Genomic DNA, 20,122 nt, shown 5'->3' with positions numbered 1-20,122 from the left:
TTCTGCGCTACCGCGGCGCCTTCTGCCCGCCCGCCGCCGTGATCACCCCGACAATGATCAGCCCCGTGAGCAGCAATCGCACTCCGGCACTCACCCCAAACGTGTTGAGCATGGTCAAAAGCAGCACCAGGAACAGCGCCGCGCCCCACACGCCGGGCACATTGGCCTTGCCGCCGGCGACCGAGGTGCCGCCGATGACGACGACGGCGATCGAGGCGAGCAGATATTCATTGCCGATATCGACATTGGCGCCGCGAAAATAGCCGGCGAGCAGCGCGCCGTCGATGCCGCCGAGCGCGCCCGACAGCGTGTAGGTGAGGAAACGGATGCGGCCGACATTGACGCCGGCGAGCCACGCGGCGCGAATGTTCTGGCCGATCGCCAGCACCGAGCGGCCATAGATCATCCGCTGCAGCGCGATGGCCGCACCGATGGTGAACAGCACGGTGAGGATCGCCAGCACCGGAATGCCCAGTATCTGCCAGTTGGCGAAATCGGCGAAGCCCGGCGGCGGCTTGATCTGCAGCCCGCGGCCGTAGCTGATGTCGATCGACTGGATGATGAAGCTGGCCGACAGAGTGGCAATGATCGGCGGGATGCGCAGCGCCCAGATCAGCAGATAGTTGACGGCGCCGACCGCCGCGCCACAGGCAAGCGCCGCCAGCAGTCCGACCACGATCATCGAATCATTGCCGTCCATCACTTTCATCGCAACGGCGCTGGCAAGGCCGATATTGGCCGGCAGCGACAGGTCGACATTGCCCGGGCCGAGCGTGATGACGAACATCTGGCCGACGCCGACAATGACGGTGAACACCGCAAGCGAAAGGGCCGCCGTCACCATGCCGCCGGCGCCGTAACCGCCGGTGAAGGCGATCGTCGCCAGCCAGACCAGCAGGGCGCCGAGGAACGACCAGATCCAGGTTTTGGCCAGCAGTGGTTTCAACGCGGCCATGGCTACCTCTCCCTGCGGCTGATCAGGACGCGGGCCGCCAGCACGATGATCAGGATGGCGCCGTTGGCGGCCACCTGCCAGTCCGGCGGGATGTGCATGAAGGTGAGCAGCGGCGAGGCGGCGAGCGCCAGCGTCAGCGCGCCGATCACCGCGCCGATCGGCGATACCCGGCCGCCGACGAATTCGCCGCCGCCGAGGATGACGCCGGCGATGGCCAGCAGCGTGTAGCCATTGCCGATATTGGCATCGGCCGAGGTGGTGATGCCGATCAGCGCCATGCCGGACAGCACGCCGAACAGGCCGGCGAGCGCAAACAGCACGATCTTGGTTCGGAGCAGCGACCAGCCGGCGCGGCCGAGTGCCGCCGGATTGCCGCCCGAGCCGCGCAGGATCACGCCGTAGGAGGTGCGCATCAGGCCGAAATGGACGATGAGGCCGATCAGCAGCGCGGCGATGATTGGGAACGGCACGAAAGGCGGTTTGAACGCCATCAGCCCGAGCAGCCAGTCCGGCGCCTTGCCGCCCGGCTTGGGCAGGACGAGAATCGCCAGCCCCTGCCAGACGAAGCTCATGCCCAGCGTCACCACGATGGACGGCAGGTTACGCAGATGGATCAGCGCGCCGAGCAGCGCATAGACACCGATCGATCCGAGCAGGATGACGGCGCCGATGAGCGGCGCGTCCTTCAGCCAGGTCGCCGTGACGCAGCCGACGAAACCGACGAAAGTGCCGATCGACAGGTCGAGCTCGTTGCCGGCAATGACGAACATCTGCGCGATCGTCGCCAGCGCGATCGGGATCGCCAGGTTCAGCATCAGGCTGAAGCCGAAATAGCTGATGGCGCGCGGGTTGAGCCAGGCGATGGCGAGCAGCACCAGCGCCAGCGACAGCGCCGGCAGCAGCCCGCGCAGCAGGCGGGCGCGGGCCAGCGCGCCACGCTCGGCGGAAGTCCTGGCAGCGGTGTCGAGGCTGGCGGCCGTCATCTCAGGCCGCATCGCCGAAGGAGGACTGGATGATCTTCTCTTCGGTCAACTGGTCGCGGCGCAGATTGGCGACGATGCGGCCGTTCTTGAAGACATAGATGTGGTCGCAATTGTCGAGCTCTTCGGTTTCCGTGGTGTACCAGAGGAAGGTGCGGCCTCGGGCGGCCTCCTCGCGCACGAGGTCGTAGACCTCCAGCTTGGTGCCGATGTCGACGCCGCGCATCGGGTCGTCCATCAGCACGATCTGTGCGTCCGAGCCGAGGGCGCGGGCAAACAGCGCCTTCTGCTGGTTGCCGCCCGACAGCGAGAAAATGTTGTTGTTCATATCGGGCGTGCGGATGCCGATCTTCTTCTGCCAGAACTGGGCGAGCTCGGCCTCGCGCTGCGGCGAGATCAGCAGCCCGCTGCGCAGCCGCGCCAGCGAGCGGATGCCGATATTCTCGGCAATCGACCATTGCGGAAAGATACCGTCCGACTGGCGGTCGCCGGCGACCAGCGCCACCGGTGCGGTCACCTCGATACCGGCCCGGGCGCGCGATGCAGCAGTGAAGATCGCCAGCAGCAGGTCGGTCTGGCCGTGGCCAGCCAACCCGGCAAGGCCGATGATCTCACCGGCGCAGGCGACAAGGTCGGTGCCGTCCTTCTGCGCGGCGGGCCGCGCCCGGACCCGCAGCGGACTAGCGGCTGGCTTGGCGGCAGCGATTTGCGCCGCGATCTTCTGGCGCGCTTCCGCGCCGCCCATCGCCGTCACCAGCCGGTCGCGGTCGAAGGCGCTGGCGGCGTCAGCGACAACCACCTTGCCGTCGCGCATCACCACGATGCGGTCGGCGTTGCGCAGCACCTCGCCCAGCACATGCGAGATCAGGATGCAGCTTTTGCCACCGGCAACGAAGCGGCGCACGAAGGCCAGCAGCTGGCCCGCCGTATGCGCGTCGAGCGACGATGTCGGCTCGTCGAGGATGACGAGGTCGAGACGATCCTGCGTGACGGTGAAGGCGCGTGCGACCTCGACCATCTGGCGCCGGCCGATCGACAGGTCGCCGACAATGTCCGACGCCGAGATGCTGTGACCCGGAAAAATCTCGTCGAGCTTGGCGGCGATCAGATCGGCCGCCTTGCGCCGCCAGCCGAAGCCGCGCAGCGACGCATGATTGATGCGTGTGTTCTCGGCAACGCTGAGATTGGGGCACAGCGACAGTTCCTGGAACACACAGCGTATGCCGAGCTGCTGCGCCCGCGACACCGAGTAGTTGTCCTCGGTGCCGCCATGCACGCCGATCTGCCCGCTGTCGGGCACCAGCGTGCCCGCCACCATGTGCATCAGCGTCGATTTGCCGGCGCCATTGTGGCCGACGAGACCGACGCATTCGCCGGGTTCGACGTGAAAATCCACGCCACCCAGTGCGCGAACGGCGCCGAAATGCTTTTCGGCGCCGTTCAGTCTGATGATGTCAGCGTTACCCCTGGGCATGCTTAACGATACTCGCTTGGCTGTACGGACGGCAACGCTGGCCGACACTCACTTGATGTTGGCTTTGATGGCCGCGATCGCGTCTTCCTGCGTGTATTCGTGGCTGGCGACGCCGCCCTTGGGGATCTTCGGCAGCTCGGCCTCGAAATCGTCCTGTGTGAAGGCCAGATACGGCACCAGCAGATCGTGCGGAATATCCGTGCGGCCGTCGAGCACCTGCTGCGCCACCCAGAAGGCGAGCGACGACACGCCGGGCGCGATCGAGGCCGACCAGGTCTGGTAGCCGTCCTTGTCCTTCTGCTCCTTCCACCACTGCAACTCGTCCTGGCGGTTGCCCATGATGATGGTCGGGCGCGGCTTGCCGGCGGCGGCGAAGGCCTGTGCCGCGCCGTAACCGTCGCCGCCCTGGTCGACGACGCCGACGATGTCGGGCAGCGACGGCAGGATGGTCGCCACCGCCTTCTGCGCGGTCGTCTGGTCCCAGTCGCCGGTCACCGAACCAACGATCTTGAACTCGGGATGGGCGGCGACCCCTTCGAGGATGCCGGCATGGATGGCATCGTCGATCGAGGTCCCGGCAAGCCCACGGATTTCCAGCAGATTGCCGCCCTTGGGCTGGAACTTGGCCATCTGCTCGATTTCCTGCTTGCCCATGTCCTTGAAGTCGACGACGACGCGGTAGGCGCAAGGCTCGGTCACCGTGCCGTCGAAGGAGACGACGACGATGCCGGCGTCGCAGGCCTGTTTGATGGCGCCGTTCAGTGCATCCGGCGAGGCAGCGTTGATGACGATCGCGTCATAGCCCTGCAGGATCAGGTTCTGCACCTGCGCCGCCTGCGTCGGCACTTCCTTGTCGGCGGTGGTGAAGATGTCGGCCGCGCCGACGATCTTGTCGGCGACCGCCTTCTTGGTAACGATGCCATAGCTGTCGAGCATCGCCTGCCGCCAGGAATTGCCGGCATAATTGTTGGAAAAAGCAATCTTCTTGCCACTGGTGTCGGCCAGCGCCGTGCCCGAGGCGAGCATTGCCGCCAGAGCGCCCAGAACGAACAGTTTCTTCATGTCGTTATCCTCCCAGATGTGTTGACTGCTGCATTCCCACCGGCTTTGACCCCGGCCTCACTCCCAACTCTGATTTGAGCACGGATTGTCGTGAGCTCAAAACAGTCTCAATCCCGGCACGCGCACCCTGAGCCGGTACAGCGACGTCGACGCGGTAATATAGAGGCTTTGCAAATCGTCGTCGCCGAAGGTGAAATTCGCGCAATCTTCGGGCGTCCGGATGACGCCAAGAATGGCGCCCGACGCGTCGAAAATGTGGATGCCGCCGGGTCCGGTGCAGTAGAGATTGCCGCGGCTGTCGATCTTCATGCCGTCGGGCGCTCCCGGGCCCTCGCCCTCGGTTACTGCCCAGACGGCGCCGCCATTGAGGTCGCCATTGGCTTCGACGCCGAACACCCTGATGTGCCCGCGTTCGGTGTCGTTGATGAACAGCCGCGACTCGTCGAGCGAAAAGCACAGCCCGTTCGGCTGCCCGAAATCGTCGGCCAGCAATGTCAGCCGGGCGCCGTCGCCATCGATGCGGTAAACGCCCTGGAACGACAGCTCCTGCGGGCGTGGCACGCCATAGAATTCCTTCCGGCCATAGCCGGGATCGGTGAAGTAGATCGATCCGCCGGTGGCGACCACGATGTCGTTCGGGCTGTTGAGCTGCTTGCCCTGGTGGTGCGTGGCAAGCACCGTCGCGCTGCCGTTGGGCTCGGCGCGGGTCACCCGGCTCGTCGCGTGCTCGCAGGTGACCAGCCGCCCCTGGCGGTCCAGCGTGTTGCCATTGGCCTTGTGGCTGGGCTCGCGGAACAACTCGATCTCGCCTGCGGCACTGCGGCGATACATGCGGCTTTCCGGAATGTCGGAGAAGACCAGCCATTTTTCGTAAGGGTGCCAGACCGGCCCCTCGAGGAAACCGAAGCCGCTCGCCAGCGTCTCGATGGTCGCATCGCCGACGACGTCGTCGAAGCCGGAATGGCGCGCGCGCGCCGGCACCGACATCATCGGCTCCCGGCGCGAACAGCCGTGCTACTCCGCATGGTGACGAATGGCATGAGCGCTTCCCGATACAGTCTTCTTGTTGAGGCAGAGCGTAGGCGCGGTACCGGCGAGCCGATACGGGTCAAAGCGCACGGCCGACTGTGCGTTTGCACAGTCGGCCGTGCCTATCGAGCACAGGATAGCGGCGACGTCAGATCAGGGCCGGCGAACACTTCGCAAAAGCGCGGTCAAGGTTGCGCTCGCGCACGCCACCGCCACGAGCACGACCACGCCGGCAGAGTTGGATTTTTGCCCTGCGCGAAATGAGTCGTGCTGCGTGGGTAGAGGGCTGTGAACCAAGGTTTTCAGATCGGACCGGCTGCCGTGCCGAACGGAATAGGCGCGCGTGAACTCGGCACCGAGAAGGAAAATCTCCGACGAGTAGTAAACCCAGAGCAGTATGACGAGCAGTCCGCCGGCGGCGCCATACGAAGACGCAATCGCGCTGGTGCCGATATACCAGCCGATAAGTGATTTTCCCAAGGTGAACAGGGCCGCGGTCCCGACAGCGCCAATCCCCACATCGCGCCATTCCAGGGTTCGATCGGGCAAAACCTTGTAAATGGCGGCAAACATCACGGAGATAAGCGCAAACGAAACGACGCCATTGATCCCGCTGAGTATGATCGTTCCGAACGGCAGGTGGGCGTTGATGAAAGCGCCCAGTGCCGAAATCGCAGCGCTTGCGATGAGAGAGACCAGCAACAGGAACCCGAGTGCGGCCACCAACCCCAGACTGGCGGCCCGTGCCCGCACCAGACGCGACAGGGAATTGCCTTGCGGTTCGATCTTCCAGATTGTGTTCAACGACTGCTGCATTTCGCCGAAGACGCCAGACGCGGCCACCAGCAAGGTGACCAGCCCTATGATCGCGGCCCAGGTGCCGTACAACCTGCCGGATGCACTTTCCAAGGCCGTCTTGAGGAGATCGGCGCTTTCCGGTCCCATCAGCCCTGATATCTGCGCGGACAAGGCCAATTGTGCGGCATCGTGGCCGAAGACGAGACCAGCGATCGCAACCACGATCAGCAAGATCGGCGCCAGCGAGGTGGTGGCATAAAAGGCCATCGCAGCACCATGGCTAAGCGCATTGTCGTCGATGAAGCCGACTATGCTTTCACGCACCAGGTGCCATGAATCTGTGATTGAGGGTCGCACTTCCGAACCGCAGGAATTGAGTTGGCGTTCACCAGCAATGCGCCGGACCTTCCGATGTTCCGGGTCGCGGCCGCCCTTGTTTCAGTGTTCCGCCAGCCAGGCATCGAGCCGGTCCTGTTCGCGGCGCAGTGCGTCGATGTTGATCAGGCCACGCGCCATGGCGAGATAGATCGCCCGCGTCCGCGAGTTGAACACGGAAGCATCGCCGGCGCCGTCCTCCGCCGGCATGATGCCGAGCTTGTCATAGACATGCTTGATGCGGCTCTGCGCACCACGGATCGACAGGCCGCGCCGTGCCGCGATCGCCCGGTCGGTGAGGCCAAGCGCGATGTCGATCAGGCTCTCATATTCGCCGTCGGTGATGCCCTCGAACTTGTCCTGCACGCGGTGCTGGATGCCGCGGATCTCGCGGTCGATGATGCAGTGGCCATCGCGGAAAACGCCGCGCAAGGCCGACCGCATGCCCTCCTCCGTCGCTGACTTCAACACATAGCCATAGACCGAGCCGGGCGGCACGATGCGCGCCACGCCGCGCACATAGGCCTCGTCGGCGAAATTCGACCAGAACAGGATGTGCGTGCCGGCGCGGCGATTCCAGATCGCCTTGGCAACTTCGATTCCCGTCGCCTTCGGCATCTGCAAATCGAGCACGACATGCAGTGGCTCGCGCTCAGTCGCCAGGTTGATGGCGTCCTCGCCGTCGCTCGCTTCGATCACCTCGACGTCGCCGGGCCACAGCTGCTCCACCGTTCGCCGCGCGAAGCTACGGTGCAGCCCGTCATTCTCGGCGATCATCACAAGCATCACATGGCCTCCGACACGGCGAGTTCGCCGGGCATTGTTGCAGCCGCCACGACGGGCAATTCCCGCGACGGCTGGCGATCGATCTCGACGACGACGCGGGTGCCGCCGTTCTTGCGGCTGGCCTGGCCGATGCGCAACCGCGCCCCGATAAGGGCTGCCCGCGTGTGCATATGGCCGATGCCGCCATACGCGGCCGGATCGACAGTGCCGCAGCCCTGGCCGTCATCCGTCACGATCACCCGCAGCACACTCGCGGTCGACGCCAGCAGCACGTCGATGCGGTGCGGCGCGGCATGGCGAACGGCATTGTTGATCGCTTCCTGCACGATCCGGTAGAGCGCCGTCCGCACTGGCTCGGACAGGCTGTCGGCGCCGCCGTCGCTGGTGTCGGCGATGCGCACGGCGATCGGCGGCTTGGCCCTGGCGACGCTGCGGTTGAGATGCGCCTCGACCGCGTCGCGCAGGCCGAACAGTTCGAGCACGCTCGGCCGCATGTCGTCGACGATGTGGCGCAGTTCCGTCAGGCAGCCGGCGACTTCCTTTTCGAGATCGGCAAGCTGTGCTGCCCGCGCCACGCCCTGGCCGCGAAGGGCCGAAAGCTGGCGCGCGATCCGGGCGAGATCGGCAAGCGTCTGGTCATGCAGATCCATGGCCATTCGCCGGCGTTCGCGCTCCATGCCTTCGGTCAGTTGCGAGGCACCGACGCGCAGCAACTCGACGCGGTTTCGCGCCTCGCTCTCGGCCAGCATGGCGCGGCGCGCCTCCTCGGTCTGTATCAGCGCGAAGATGTAGGGCGCGATCAGGTCCGCGCATTGCTGGGCGACCGCGACATCGGCAAGCGTGTAGCAGTCGACCTCGTGACGGCTGATGTTGAGCGCGCCGATGATGCCGCCGCGCGCCCTGAGCGGCACGACGATGCGGCTGCGCAACCTGGCGGCGAAGATCGGACCATCGATGGCGGTGGCGAAATGGAACCGCTCGTCGCTCAACGCGTCGTCGGCGAGCAGATAGGGAACTTCGCCCCACAGCACCGAGCGGATCGGGCTGACTTCGGTCGGCAGCGGATGCTGGGCAAGCTCGCTCCAGCTGGTGTGGAAACCGGCTTCGTAACAGGCGTGCCGGCGGCCATCATGCGACAGCACCGCCAGATCCATGTGGTCGTGCGGAATGAGCGAGCCGATCTCGATGGCGGTCGCGCGGAACGCCGTGCCGGGATCGATATGGCCGGCAAGTGCCCGCGATATCGCCAGCAGCCGGTCGATCAGGACCAGGGACACTTCCGCCATTGCTTTCACGATCCTCCCGTGCCGGGAAATAGTGGACGCATGCCGCCGCCGCTGTCAACGCGGCGCCGCTGGCCATAGGAATTTTTTCTTGACTCGGTGACCTCAGCTATGGTAGATTTTCGTCCATGGTGCTGATTTGCGCCAGTGACCCGCCGTACAGGCGGGTTTTTTGTTTGATGCTCCGTCAGCCAATGCGCCGGCGAAGGCTCCGAAGAAAACCGTTGGCCCGAATTCGTTGCCCTGCCGTTGGCGCGCCCGATCAACTTGCGGTGCAATGATTGTAAAGGGTTCGCGTCCTGGTCTAGGGAGGAGGCCAGGAGACCGAAACAGAATGCCAGTGACGCAAAACGTTGCTCCGGGCGCCCCGGGAATTCCGGCGCGCTGGACATCAAGCGCCAAGAGTGGCGTCGGAACGTCGCTTTCGCCGGCCGGCCGGATCTGGTTCACGATCAGCCACGGCATCCTCAACGAAATCTACTATCCGCGCGTCGACAGCGCCTGCACCCGCGACCTCGGCCTGATCGTCACCGGCCCCGGCGGCTGTTTCTCGGAAGAGAAACGCGATGCCGTGCATACGATCGAACCGTTCGAGGACGGCGTGCCCGCCTACAGGCTGGTCAACACGGCGAGCGACGGCGCCTGGCGGATCGAAAAGCGCATCCTCGCCGACCCGGCGCGCCCGGCGCTGCTGCAGGAAATCACCTTCACGGCGCAGAAAGGGATGCCCGGTGACTACCGCGTCTACGCGCTTCTGGCGCCGCATCTGGTCAATGCCGGCATGGGCAACACCGCCTGGGTCGGCGAGCACGAGGGAAAGCCGGTGCTGTTCGCCTCGGGGCGCGGCTCTTGCCTGGCGCTGGCCTCGTCGCTGCCCTGGCGAACCGGTTCGGCCGGCTATGTCGGCTTTTCCGACGGCTGGCAGCAACTCCACAACACAGGTGAGCTCGACGCGGCACACCAGCGGGCCGAGGACGGCAATGTCGCGCTGACGGGCGAGATCGGCTTTTCCGCGACCAGGACCAAGGCTTTGCTGGCACTGGGATTTGGCCCGACATCAGAGGAGGCCGCGGAACATGCTTTCGCCAGCCTGAAGCAGGGTTTTGGACCCGCGGCGAAATCCTACCTCCAGAACTGGCGCACTTGGCAAAAAGGCTTGCTGCCGCTGGACGACCGGCACGCGGTGCCCGGGATCAACTTCTATCGCATCTCGACGGCGGTGCTGGCAACGCACCGGTCGATCGCCACACCGGGCGCCGCGGTCGCCAGCCTGTCGATCCCGTGGGGCTTCGACAAGGGCGACGATGATCTCGGCGGCTACCATCTGGTCTGGCCGCGCGATCTGGTCGAGACGGCGGGCGGCTTTCTTGCTGCCGGCGATGCTGCCTCGGCCCTGCAAATCCTCGATTACCTCGGGTCCATCCAGCAACCGGACGGCCATTGGCCGCAGAACGCCTGGCTCGACGGATCGGCCTATTGGCCCGGCATCCAGATGGACGAATGCGCCTTTCCGCTGCTGCTGGCCGATGCCTTGCACCGCGCCGGCCATTTGCCGCGCGCCAGGCTCATGACCTTCCTGCCGATGATCGAGCGCGCCGCCGGCTATGTCGTGCGCAACGGGCCGGTCACCGGCGAGGACCGCTGGGAAGAGGATGCAGGCTACAGCCCGTTCACGCTCGCGGTCGAAATCGCCGCACTGCTTGCCGCGGCCGACCTGCTCGACGCCTGCGGCAAGACAGACGCCGCGACCTATCTGCGCGAGACAGCAGACGTCTGGAACGACCAGGTAGAGCGCTGGACCTACGTCACCGGCACGGCGGTCTGCAGTCAAGTCGGCGTCGACGGCTATTATGTCCGCATCGCGCCGCCCGACAGCGCCGAGGCCGGTTCGCCGAAGGACGGCTATGTCCCGATCAAGAACCGGCCGCCCGGCGACACGGATCGGCCCGCCAAGGAGATCGTCAGCCCGGATGCACTGGCACTTGTCCGCTTCGGTCTGCGAGCGGCCGACGACCCACGCATCGTCAATACGGTCAAGGTCATCGACGCGCAATTGCGCTGCGATCTGCCGCAAGGGCCGCTCTGGTACCGCTACAACGGTGACGGCTATGGCGAGCATGAAGATGGCGCACCTTTCGATGGCACCGGACAGGGTCGCCCCTGGCCGCTGCTGGCCGGCGAACGCGCCCACTATGAGCTGGCGGCTGGACACGAGGAAAAGGCAGCCAGCCTGCTGGCAGCGCTGGAAGACTCGGCCGGACCGGGCGGCCTGTTGCCGGAGCAGGTCTGGGACGGCGCCGATCTGCCGGAACGCGAACTGCGCCACGGCCGCCCCTCGGGCAGCGCCATGCCGCTGGTCTGGGCGCATTCGGAGCATATCAAGCTGCTGCGCTCGTTGCGCGACGGCGCGGTCTTCGACATGCCGCCGCAAGGCGTCAAGCGCTATATAGAGGACAAGACCGTATCGCCGTTCAGAACATGGCGGTTCAACAACAAGATCCGCACGGTCCCAGCCGGCAAGACGTTGCGCGTCGAAGTGTTGGACCCGGCTACAGTCCACTGGAGCACCGACAACTGGGCGACCGCCCATGACAGCCAGACGGTAGAGAACGCCTTCGGCATCCATCTTGCCGATCTGCCCGCGGCAAGCCTCCCCGAGGGAAGCACGCTGACCTTCACTTTTTTCTGGCCCGGGACCGGCGATTGGGAGAATGTCGACTTCTCCGTCACATCGGGCGACCAAGATGGCCAGTAGATCATAGCCAGTAGACCTTCCCTCGATAAACCCCGCAAATCTCCAAGGAAACAGGGACGAAACCATGCAGATCGGAATGATGGGACTGGGCCGGATGGGCGCCAACATGGTCCGGCGCCTGATGCGCGACGGCCACGAATGCGTCGTCTACGACATCAACCCGGCCAGCGTCGCGGCCCTGGTGACCGACGGCGCGCTAGGGGCGGCCTCGCTGGAAGAATTCGTCGGCAAGCTGGCCAAGCCGCGCTGTGTGTGGCTGATGCTGCCGGCGGCGATCACCGGCAGGATCATCGACCAGGTGGCGGCCCTGATGGAGCCCGGCGACATCGTCATCGACGGTGGCAATTCCTATTACCACGACGCCGTCGACCAGGCCGCGAAACTTGCCGGCAAGGGTATCCATCTTGTCGATGTCGGCACCAGTGGCGGCGTCTGGGGCCTGGAGCGTGGCTACTGCCTGATGATCGGCGGCCCCGACGTGGCGGTGCAGCACCTCGATTCGATCTTCGCCACGCTGGCGCCGGGCGCCGATGCCGGCTCCAATCCGCCCAGGGATGCCGGGACCGCGCCCTTCGGCTATTTGCATTGCGGACCGAGCGGCGCCGGCCACTTCGTCAAGATGGTGCACAACGGCATCGAATACGGCGTCATGGCCGCCTATGCGGAAGGCATGAACATCCTGAAGTCGGCCAATGCCGGCAAGCGGCAACGGACGGCGGACGCCGAGACCAGTCCGCTGGAAAACCCGCAATACTACCAGTTCGACATCGACCTTCCCCAGGTGGCCGAGGTCTGGCGGCATGGCAGCGTCATCGGCTCCTGGCTGCTCGACCTGACGGCCGGAGCCTTGAAAAGCGATCCGGGCCTGGTGAATTTCGGCGGCCGCGTCTCGGATTCCGGCGAAGGCCGCTGGACGCTGAAGGCGGCTATCGACACCGGCGTGCCGGCGCCGGTTCTGTCCTCGGCGCTTTTCGACCGCTTCTCCTCGCAAGGCGAATCCGAATTCGCCGACAAGCTGCTCTCCGCCATGCGCTATGCCTTTGGCGGCCATGTCGAGAAGCCGAAGGCCGGCAAGTGACGACAGCGGGGGAGACACGCGCATGAGCCAGGAACGGTCCGACACGCTGGTGCTCTTCGGGGCAACCGGCGACCTCGCCCACAAGAAGATATTTCCAGCCCTTTACCAGATGGTCGCCAAGGGCACGCTTACCGAACCGGTGATCGGCGTCGCCTTCGATGCCTGGGACCTCAAGCAATTGCAGGCGCGCGCCCGCGACGGCATCGTCAATGCGCTCGGCAAGATCGACGAAAAGGCGTTCGCCAAATTTGCCTCGCTGCTGCGCTACGTCAGCGGCGACTACCGCGATGGAGCGACGTTCGAGAAACTGAAGAGCGCCCTCGGCACCGCACAGCGGCCGCTGCACTACATGGCGGTGCCGCCGACCATGTTCGAGACCGTCGTCCAGGGGCTGGAGCAATCGGGCACCGCGCATGGCGCGCGGCTGATGGTGGAAAAGCCCTTCGGTCACGATCTGCAATCGGCGCGCTGGCTGAACCGCGTCCTGCATCTGGTGTTCGACGAACAGTCGATCTTCCGTATCGACCATTATCTGGGCAAGGAAGCGATCCAGAACCTGCTCTATTTCCGCTTTGCCAATTCCTTCCTGGAGCCGATCTGGAACCGCAACTACGTCGAGAGCGTGCAGATCACCATGGCCGAGGATTTCGGCGTCGAGGGACGTGGCCGCTTCTATGACGATGTCGGCTGCATCAGGGACGTCATCGAGAACCATCTGCTCAACATCCTGTTGCTGCTTGCCATGGAGCCGCCTGTCGGCCGCTCCGCCGACGACCTGATCGATGAGAAGGTGCAGGTGCTGCGCGCGATCAGGACGCTGACAAAAGACGATGTCGTGCGTGGCCAGTTCACCGGCTATCTCGCCGAGCCCGGCGTGGCGCCGAATTCGCCGGTCGAGACCTTCGCGGCGGTGCGTTTCTTCGTCGACACCTGGCGCTGGCAGGATGTGCCGTTCTTCATCCGCGCCGGCAAGAACATGCCGGTGCATGTCACCGAAGTGGTGGTGCGGCTGAAGCGGCCGCCGCTCGATGTCTTCGATCCGATCAAGCCAGCCGACCAGAACTACGTCCGCTTCCGCATCGATCCGCAAGTGGTGATCGCCATCGGCGCACAGCGCAAGGCGCCGGGCGACGACATGATCGGCGAGCAGGTCGAACTGACGGCGCTCGACGACTCGAAGGGCGACATGCCGCCCTATGAGCGCTTGATCGGCGACGCCATGAACGGCAACGGCCAGCTCTTCACCCGCCAGGATGCCAGCGAGCTGGCCTGGCGCATCGTCGGCCCGGTGCTTGGCGACACCACGCCGCCGCACCTCTACGAGCCGCTCACATGGGGACCCGCGGACGTCATGGCCGGGTTCGGGCCGCCCAATGGCTGGATCGATCCGGTGAAGTGAGAGGACCACACGATGGCCAAGGCAGTGAAGCAACCGGCATCGGGCACCGAGAAGCCGGACATTGAAAAGATCGTGCTGACGATCGACATCGGCGGCTCGCACGTCAAGATCCTCTCCAGCGCCGGCGGCGCGGAGCGCCGCGCCGATTCGGGGCCGGGCCTGACGCCGCAGCAGATGATCGATACGGTCAACAAGCTCGCCGAAGGCCTGTCCTACGACGTAGTCTCGATGGGCTATCCCGGCCCGGTCAACCACAACAGGCCGCTCGCCGCCCCCGCCAATCTCGGCAAGGGCTGGGCCGGATTCGACTTCGCGGCTGCATTCGGCAAACCGGTGAAAGTGGTCAATGATGCGCTGATGCAGGCCATCGGCAGCTACGAGGGCGGGCGCATGCTGTTCCTCGGGCTCGGCACCGGTCTCGGTGCGGCGATGATTGCCGACAACGTCGCCCAACCGATGGAACTCGCGCATCTGCCCTACAAGAAGGACAAGAGTTTCGAGGATTATGTCGGCGAACGCGGCCTGGAAAAGCGCGGCAAGAAGAAATGGCGCAAATACGTCTTCGACGTCGTCGACCGGCTCCGTGCCGCCATGCAGCCGGACTATGTCGTCATTGGCGGCGGCAACGTCGACAAGCTCGATGAATTGCCCGCCGACTCCAGGCGCGGCGACAACACACGCGCCTTCGAAGGCGGGTTTCGTTTGTGGCGCGACAAGGCGCTGATAGTCTGATACTGTTATTGTTTAATATAGTTGTTCAAAATAACGTGTGACCTGCCATCAAGTCGTTGCAATACGCAGATTTGCCGACTAGGAATTCCGCGCTACAACAACGCCATTCGTTCCGTGGACGCACGAAGGACGCCATAGCATTTTGATTTCGCGCATGATCCTTTCCGGAAGTCGAATCCGATTTTCAGGTCATTCGCTGTAGACGGAGAAATAGAGTGACCGACGATAGCAACAGTGCCCGTAAAGACATCGATCTGCTCGAACTGACCGCCCACATCGTGTCCGCTTACGTCGAGAAGAACCGCCTGCCCGTCTCCGGCCTGGCCGACCTCATCGCCAGCGTCAGCGCCTCGATAAGCGGGCTCGGCAAGCCTGTTGTCCCGGTGGCTGCCCCGCTGGTCCCGGCGGTCAACCCCAAGAAGTCGGTGACGCCCGATTTCATCATCTGCCTCGAGGACGGCAAGAAGTTCAAATCGCTGAAGCGTCACCTGGGCGTGCATTTCGGCCTGACGCCGGACGCCTATCGCGCCAAATGGGGCTTGCCGTCGGACTATCCGATGGTCGCCCCCAACTATGCGGCGTCGCGTTCGCTGCTGGCGAAGTCGATCGGCCTCGGCCGCAAGGCCGCCCCTGTGAAGGCGCCCGCCAAGGGCAGGAAGGCGAAGGCCTCGGCCTGAACTTCAGTCCTGAGCCAACAGTTAGGACGACTGGAACAGAAGCCTGCCGGCGAATTCGCCTTGGCAGGCTTCATGTTTTTGTGGCTTGGATGGACCGGGCAAGGTCTTTGGGGGAAGCCATGAACTACACCAGGATGGTGATCGAGAAAGAGGCGCCGGAAGAATACGGCTACGACCGTATCCGCTGCAATCTTTCGGAAAGCTCGATCGCCGACCAGAAGCTCTCCGACATCGGCCTGTCGCTGCCTGATCTCACGCTTTTCTATGGCGAGCATCGCGGCGACAAGCAGTTGCGTGCACTGATATCGGCGCAGGATGCCGGCATTTCGCCGGATGATGTGCTGGTCACCGCCGGTGCCGCAGGGGCGCTGTTCATCATCTCGACCTCGCTTTTGTCGGCCAATGACCATCTCGTCGTCATCAGGCCCAACTACGCCACCAACATCGAAACCCCAAGGGCGATCGGCTGCGCCATCAGCTTTGTCGACCTGGCCTTCGAGGAAGGCTTCGCCATCGATGTCGAACGCGTCAAGGCGGCGATGCGGCCCGACACGAAGCTGATCAGCGTCACCTGCCCGCACAACCCGACCGGCACGATGATGAGCCGAGCCGAGCTCGATGCGCTGGTGGCGCTTGCCGAGGCTCGCGGCTGCCATCTGCTGGTCGACGAGACCTATCGCGACCTCTCCTACGGCCGGCGGCTGCCGACGGCTGCCTCACTGAGCCCGAAGGCGATCAGCGTCTCGTCCTTGTCCAAGGCCTTCGGCATTCCCGGCATCCGCATCGGCTGGCTGATCACTGGGGATGCGGTGCTTCAGGAGAAATTCCTCGCCGCCAAGGAGCAGATCGGCATTTGCGGCAGCGTCATCGACGAAGGCATTGCCCGCGGCATGCTCGAGCGCCGGGACGCCTTCCTGGCGACACTGCTGCCCGAAATGGCGAAGCGTCGCGACATCGTCCAGGCCTGGATCGATCGCGAACCGCTGGTCGACTGGGTGCGGCCCGAAGGCGGTGTCGTCGGCTTCCCGCGCCTCAATGTCGAACCCGGCTTCGACCTCGACCGGTTCTATGTGGACCTGCTGGAAAACCATGGCACCTATGTCGGACCCGGCCACTGGTTCGAGATGGAAAAACGCTTCTTCCGCGTCGGCTTCGGCTGGCCGACGGAAGCCGAATTGCGCGGCGGCCTCGACGCGATCTCCGTCGCGCTGCGGCAGTAACTTCATAGTGTGGTCGGCGGAACAGGCCTAAAATTCCTTGATCCAGCGCTGATTTTGACGCATATCCGCGGCGAACTGAGCTAAAAGTTCCGCCAGCCGGACCAGCGCCCATCGTGGAAGTGCCCCGCCAGCTGACGTCACTGCAACGGGGCCTCTTAAATCATGACAGCAGCACAAACCTCGCCGGACCAGCGCTATGCCGCGTTCCGCCATCGCTCCTTCCTGAGCTATTGGGCGGCGCGTTTCCTCACCACATTCGCCACCATGATCGTGTCTGTCGCGGTCGGCTGGCAGATCTATGATTTGACGCGCGATCCCTTCGATCTCGGCATTGTCGGCATCGTCCAGTTCCTGCCGTCGCTGCTCCTGGTGCTGGTCACCGGCGTCGTCGCCGATCGCTTCGGCCGCCGGCTGATCATGGCACTGGCGACGGTAGTCGAGGCCGGCTGTGCCCTTGTTCTCCTGTACTTCACGCTGCGTGGCCTCGTCAGTCCGCTGCCAGTCTTCGTCGTGCTGGCGCTGTTCGGCATGGCGCGCGCCTTTTACGGACCGGCCTCGTCGTCGCTATTCGCGAATCTGGTACCGCCGGAGGATTTCGGCAACGCGATTGCCTGGAACTCATCCGCCTGGCAGACGGCGACTATCGTCGGCCCGGTTGCCGGCGGCCTTCTCTACGGAGTCTCGGCCGAGATCGCATATGCCGTCGCCGCTGTGTTGATGCTCGTGGCCGGCCTGCTGATCTTCACCATTCCCAAGCCCGCGCAGCAGGGAACCACCGACAAGCCGACGATGGAAACGCTGTTTGCCGGCTTTCGCTACATCTGGAGCGAGAAGATCGTACTCGGCGCCATCTCACTCGACCTCTTTGCCGTGCTCCTCTCCGGCGCGTCGGCGCTGCTGCCGGTCTATGCCCGCGACATTCTGGAACTCGGCCCATGGGGCCTCGGTCTGCTGCGCTCGGCGCCCGGCATCGGTGCCATCTGCGTCGCGGTCTGGCTTGCCGGCCACCCGCTGCGGGACAATGCCGGCAAGATCATGCTCGGTTTCGTCGCCGCGTTTGGCGCCTTCACGGTGCTGTTCGGTCTGTCGACCATCACCTGGCTGTCGATCATCGCCCTCGCTGGCCTCGGCGCCACCGACATGTTCAGCGTCTACATCAGGGAGACGCTGATCCAGCTGTGGACGCCTGACGAGGTGCGTGGCCGCGTCAATGCCGTCAACCAGGTCTTTGTCGGCGCCTCCAACGAGGTCGGCGAATTCCGCGCCGGCACGATGGCCGCGCTGATCGGCACGGTGCCGGCCGTGGTGATCGGCGGCATCGGCGCGATCGCCGTCGCGGGCCTGTGGGTGGTGCTGTTCCCGCAGCTGCGCAAGGTGCGCCACCTCAACGGACGCAACTGATCTTCCCACGGTTGACAGCCGACCTGCCTCGCCCATGCCACAGGAGTTCTCATGATCACTTGCTACCTGAAATATGTCATTGACCCCTACAAGCTTGCCGAGTTCGAAGATTATGGCCGTCGCTGGATAGCTCTGGTCAATCGTCTCGGCGGAAACCATCACGGCTATTTCCTTCCGAGCGAGGGGGCGAGCAATATCGCCTATGCCATGTTCAGTTTTCCGAGCCTTGCCGACTACGAGGACTATCGCAAACGGATGGCTGCCGACCCGGAATGCCAGGACGTGTTTGAAATGGAAAACCGCAATCGCAGCATTCTCAGCTACGAGCGCAGCTTCCTGCGGCCGGTGCTCGAACCTTGATGCATGTTGCCCAAAAGTGGCCTCGGTTTTGGGAGAACGACATGCATAAAAACAAAGACCTAAAGCGCGTCGCCTGAAGCCGTTCAAACGCGACGCGCTTTAGCTATTGCTCGGCTTGCCGAAAATCATCCGCAGGAACTCGTCCAGCCAGCGCTTGAGATGCATGTCCCAGATCAGCCGGCCGCCGAGATGATCGCGGCCGGGCTGGGCACCGGGCAATTCGAAGCGATGCGCGCCGCGCACCACCCAGCGCTGCATCATCACCCTGGTCAGTTCGCCATGGAACTGGATGCCCCAGGCATTGTCGCCGTAGCGGAAGGCCTGGTTGGGATAGGTTTCGGCCGTCGCCAACAGCGTCGCGTCCCTGGGCAGCGAAAAACCCTCGCGGTGGAACTGGTAGACCATCTCCGGCCAGTGCATCAGTTGCTTGCCGGCTTCGGTCGCTTTCAGGGGATACCAGCCGACCTCGACCAGCCCTTCGCCGTGACCCTCGACCTTGCCGCCGAGACAGTTGACCAGCATCTGCGCGCCGAGACAGATGCCGAGACATGGCCGGTTCTCCCTCAGCGGTATTTCCAGCCAGTTGGTCTCACGGCGAACGAACTCGTCCTCGTCATTGGCGCTCATCGGGCCGCCGAACACCACCGTGCCGGCGTGGTCGTCCAGTGTTTCGGGCAAGGCGTCGCCAAGCGGCGGCCGGCGGATATCGAGATCGAACCCTTCTTCCAGCAACATGTGGCCCACACGTCCCGGGCTCGAACTCTCCTGATGCAGCACGATCAGGATCTTTGGCTTCGAACTCGTTTGGCGCGGCATGGAAGGGCGAAGATCCTATTCGTCGCTCGATGTTCCGGTGGCGCCCGGCGCGTGCGCCGCTGCCTTGCGGCGCGCCTCGACGCGATCATGGCGTTCGACGCCGATCAGCTCGGCGACGCGCCAGACGGTGTTGTCCTCGAGCTCGTGCAACTCGCCGTCGGCATAGACGATTTCCCACATCAGGCCGATGAAGGCCTTGCGCGCATCGGCATCGAGATGGCGCTTCAGGACGCTGGTGAAGGCATAGAGATCGATCGCCTCATTGTCGGCCCGCTCGCCGGCGGCGGCAAGGGCTTCGAGTTCCGCGCCGCTGATCGAATAGCTCTCCGCCAGCACCGCCTTGAACCGCTCCCACTCGACATCCTGGCGCACGCCATCGGCGTTCATCACATGGTAGAGCAGCGCCGAGGCAGCGATGCGCGGATCGTCCGTGCTGGCATGCGTGCCGGCACCGGCCGGCAAATCCCTGAGAAACGACAGAACGCGTTCAAACATAGATCCATTCCCTAGAGCATGATGCCGAAAAGTGTGAAGCGGTTTTCGGACGACATCATGCTCCATCTTCTTGAATAAGAGGGGCCTGACGGCCTGCCCAACTCAAAACAACCGAAACCGGCGCGGCGATTTCTGCGCTTCCTCGTCCGGATCGACGCCCGGATCGTCCGGCAACCGCGCAAGCTCCTCGGCCGGCTCGACGCCCTCGGCATCGCTCGGCACCGCGGCGAAGGCCGCTGCCGTGATCGGCCTGACATGATCTTCTTCGCGACTTTCAGCTTGCTTGCCCGCCGACGTCTCGCCACCGGCATCATCGATCACCTCGGCCGGCCTTTTTTCGCTCGTCGGCTTTGGCAATGCTTCGATGACCGGCGCCGCACTGGCTGGCACGTCATCATGGCTGTCGATCAACTGGCCGAGCCGTTCCATCGGCGCGCGCCACTCGAA

General features: G+C 64.3%; 18 protein-coding genes and 1 pseudogene. 8 read left to right on the top strand and 11 right to left on the bottom strand.

Annotation, left to right across the window (positions count from 1 at the left end):
- Nucleotides 1–7 precede the first annotated feature (7 nt).
- The 8 genes from EN943_RS08550 to EN943_RS08515 form a co-directional block, all read right to left on the bottom strand.
- Nucleotides 8–955: an ABC transporter permease gene (locus EN943_RS08550; RefSeq protein WP_127412277.1), complete on the bottom strand. Its 948-nt coding sequence runs from the start codon at nucleotides 953–955 to the stop codon at nucleotides 8–10.
- A gap of 2 nt (nucleotides 956–957) precedes the next feature.
- A complete protein-coding gene (locus EN943_RS08545) occupies nucleotides 958–1,938 on the bottom strand; it encodes an ABC transporter permease (RefSeq protein ID WP_164778125.1) in 981 nt (326 codons plus the stop codon).
- Nucleotide 1,939: 1 nt separating this feature from the next.
- Entirely contained in the window at nucleotides 1,940–3,409 is a 1,470-nt protein-coding gene (locus tag EN943_RS08540) for a sugar ABC transporter ATP-binding protein (protein ID WP_127412275.1), read from the bottom strand.
- Nucleotides 3,410–3,457: 48 nt separating this feature from the next.
- Nucleotides 3,458–4,471, bottom strand: a complete 1,014-nt coding sequence (locus EN943_RS08535) for an ABC transporter substrate-binding protein (protein WP_023811211.1) — start codon at nucleotides 4,469–4,471, stop codon at nucleotides 3,458–3,460.
- 96 nt (nucleotides 4,472–4,567) lie between these two features.
- Complete coding sequence (locus tag EN943_RS08530; RefSeq protein WP_127412274.1) at nucleotides 4,568–5,458, bottom strand: SMP-30/gluconolactonase/LRE family protein; 891 nt, start codon at nucleotides 5,456–5,458, stop codon at nucleotides 4,568–4,570.
- A gap of 195 nt (nucleotides 5,459–5,653) precedes the next feature.
- The gene (locus tag EN943_RS08525; RefSeq protein WP_245475650.1) at nucleotides 5,654–6,622 is read right to left on the bottom strand and encodes a YihY/virulence factor BrkB family protein; all 969 of its coding nucleotides are present in this window, start codon (nucleotides 6,620–6,622) and stop codon (nucleotides 5,654–5,656) included.
- A gap of 114 nt (nucleotides 6,623–6,736) precedes the next feature.
- A complete protein-coding gene (locus EN943_RS08520) occupies nucleotides 6,737–7,459 on the bottom strand; it encodes a response regulator transcription factor (protein WP_127412272.1) in 723 nt (240 codons plus the stop codon).
- Entirely contained in the window at nucleotides 7,459–8,745 is a 1,287-nt protein-coding gene (locus EN943_RS08515; RefSeq protein ID WP_127412271.1) for a histidine kinase, read from the bottom strand. The genes EN943_RS08520 and EN943_RS08515 overlap by 1 nt, the downstream gene beginning before the upstream one ends.
- A gap of 331 nt (nucleotides 8,746–9,076) precedes the next feature.
- Between EN943_RS08515 and EN943_RS08510 the strand changes: the two genes are divergently transcribed.
- The 8 genes from EN943_RS08510 (at nucleotide 9,077) to EN943_RS08475 (ending at nucleotide 18,364) form a co-directional block, all read left to right on the top strand.
- Nucleotides 9,077–11,497 carry a glucan 1,4-alpha-glucosidase gene (locus tag EN943_RS08510; RefSeq protein WP_127412270.1) on the top strand — a complete coding sequence of 807 codons (2,421 nt, stop codon included), beginning with the start codon at nucleotides 9,077–9,079 and terminating at the stop codon, nucleotides 11,495–11,497.
- A gap of 64 nt (nucleotides 11,498–11,561) precedes the next feature.
- Nucleotides 11,562–12,575 carry a phosphogluconate dehydrogenase (NAD(+)-dependent, decarboxylating) gene (gene gnd / locus EN943_RS08505; RefSeq protein WP_127412269.1) on the top strand — a complete coding sequence of 338 codons (1,014 nt, stop codon included), beginning with the start codon at nucleotides 11,562–11,564 and terminating at the stop codon, nucleotides 12,573–12,575.
- Between the two features lie 22 nt (nucleotides 12,576–12,597).
- A complete protein-coding gene (gene zwf, locus EN943_RS08500) occupies nucleotides 12,598–13,974 on the top strand; it encodes a glucose-6-phosphate dehydrogenase (protein ID WP_127412268.1) in 1,377 nt (458 codons plus the stop codon).
- A gap of 12 nt (nucleotides 13,975–13,986) precedes the next feature.
- Entirely contained in the window at nucleotides 13,987–14,706 is a 720-nt protein-coding gene (locus EN943_RS08495) for an ROK family protein (RefSeq protein WP_127412267.1), read from the top strand.
- 215 nt (nucleotides 14,707–14,921) lie between these two features.
- The gene (locus tag EN943_RS08490) at nucleotides 14,922–15,383 is read left to right on the top strand and encodes a MucR family transcriptional regulator (protein WP_127412266.1); all 462 of its coding nucleotides are present in this window, start codon (nucleotides 14,922–14,924) and stop codon (nucleotides 15,381–15,383) included.
- A 119-nt stretch (nucleotides 15,384–15,502) separates the two neighbouring features.
- Nucleotides 15,503–16,603, top strand: a complete 1,101-nt coding sequence (locus EN943_RS08485) for a pyridoxal phosphate-dependent aminotransferase (RefSeq protein WP_127412265.1) — start codon at nucleotides 15,503–15,505, stop codon at nucleotides 16,601–16,603.
- Between the two features lie 162 nt (nucleotides 16,604–16,765).
- Nucleotides 16,766–18,004: an MFS transporter gene (locus EN943_RS08480; protein ID WP_127412264.1), complete on the top strand. Its 1,239-nt coding sequence runs from the start codon at nucleotides 16,766–16,768 to the stop codon at nucleotides 18,002–18,004.
- A gap of 51 nt (nucleotides 18,005–18,055) precedes the next feature.
- On the top strand, nucleotides 18,056–18,364 hold the full coding sequence (locus EN943_RS08475) for an NIPSNAP family protein (RefSeq protein ID WP_127385932.1): 309 nt from the start codon (nucleotides 18,056–18,058) through the stop codon (nucleotides 18,362–18,364).
- A gap of 99 nt (nucleotides 18,365–18,463) precedes the next feature.
- On the opposite strand, the gene EN943_RS08465 is transcribed toward EN943_RS08475, so the two are convergent.
- From EN943_RS08465 to EN943_RS08455, 3 genes and pseudogenes are all read right to left on the bottom strand, one after another.
- Nucleotides 18,464–19,180, bottom strand: coding sequence for a glutamine amidotransferase (locus EN943_RS08465; protein WP_127412263.1), 717 nt, complete (start codon nucleotides 19,178–19,180; stop codon nucleotides 18,464–18,466).
- Nucleotides 19,181–19,195: 15 nt separating this feature from the next.
- Entirely contained in the window at nucleotides 19,196–19,675 is a 480-nt protein-coding gene (locus EN943_RS08460; RefSeq protein WP_127296572.1) for a TerB family tellurite resistance protein, read from the bottom strand.
- 102 nt (nucleotides 19,676–19,777) lie between these two features.
- Nucleotides 19,778–20,122, bottom strand: a pseudogene (locus EN943_RS08455) (heme biosynthesis protein HemY); the annotation flags it as partial.

This window comes from Mesorhizobium sp. M7A.F.Ca.US.006.01.1.1, from assembly GCF_003997935.1.
Classification (GTDB): Bacteria; Pseudomonadota; Alphaproteobacteria; order Rhizobiales; family Rhizobiaceae; genus Mesorhizobium.
This window is presented reverse-complemented; position numbering and strand designations above follow the sequence as displayed.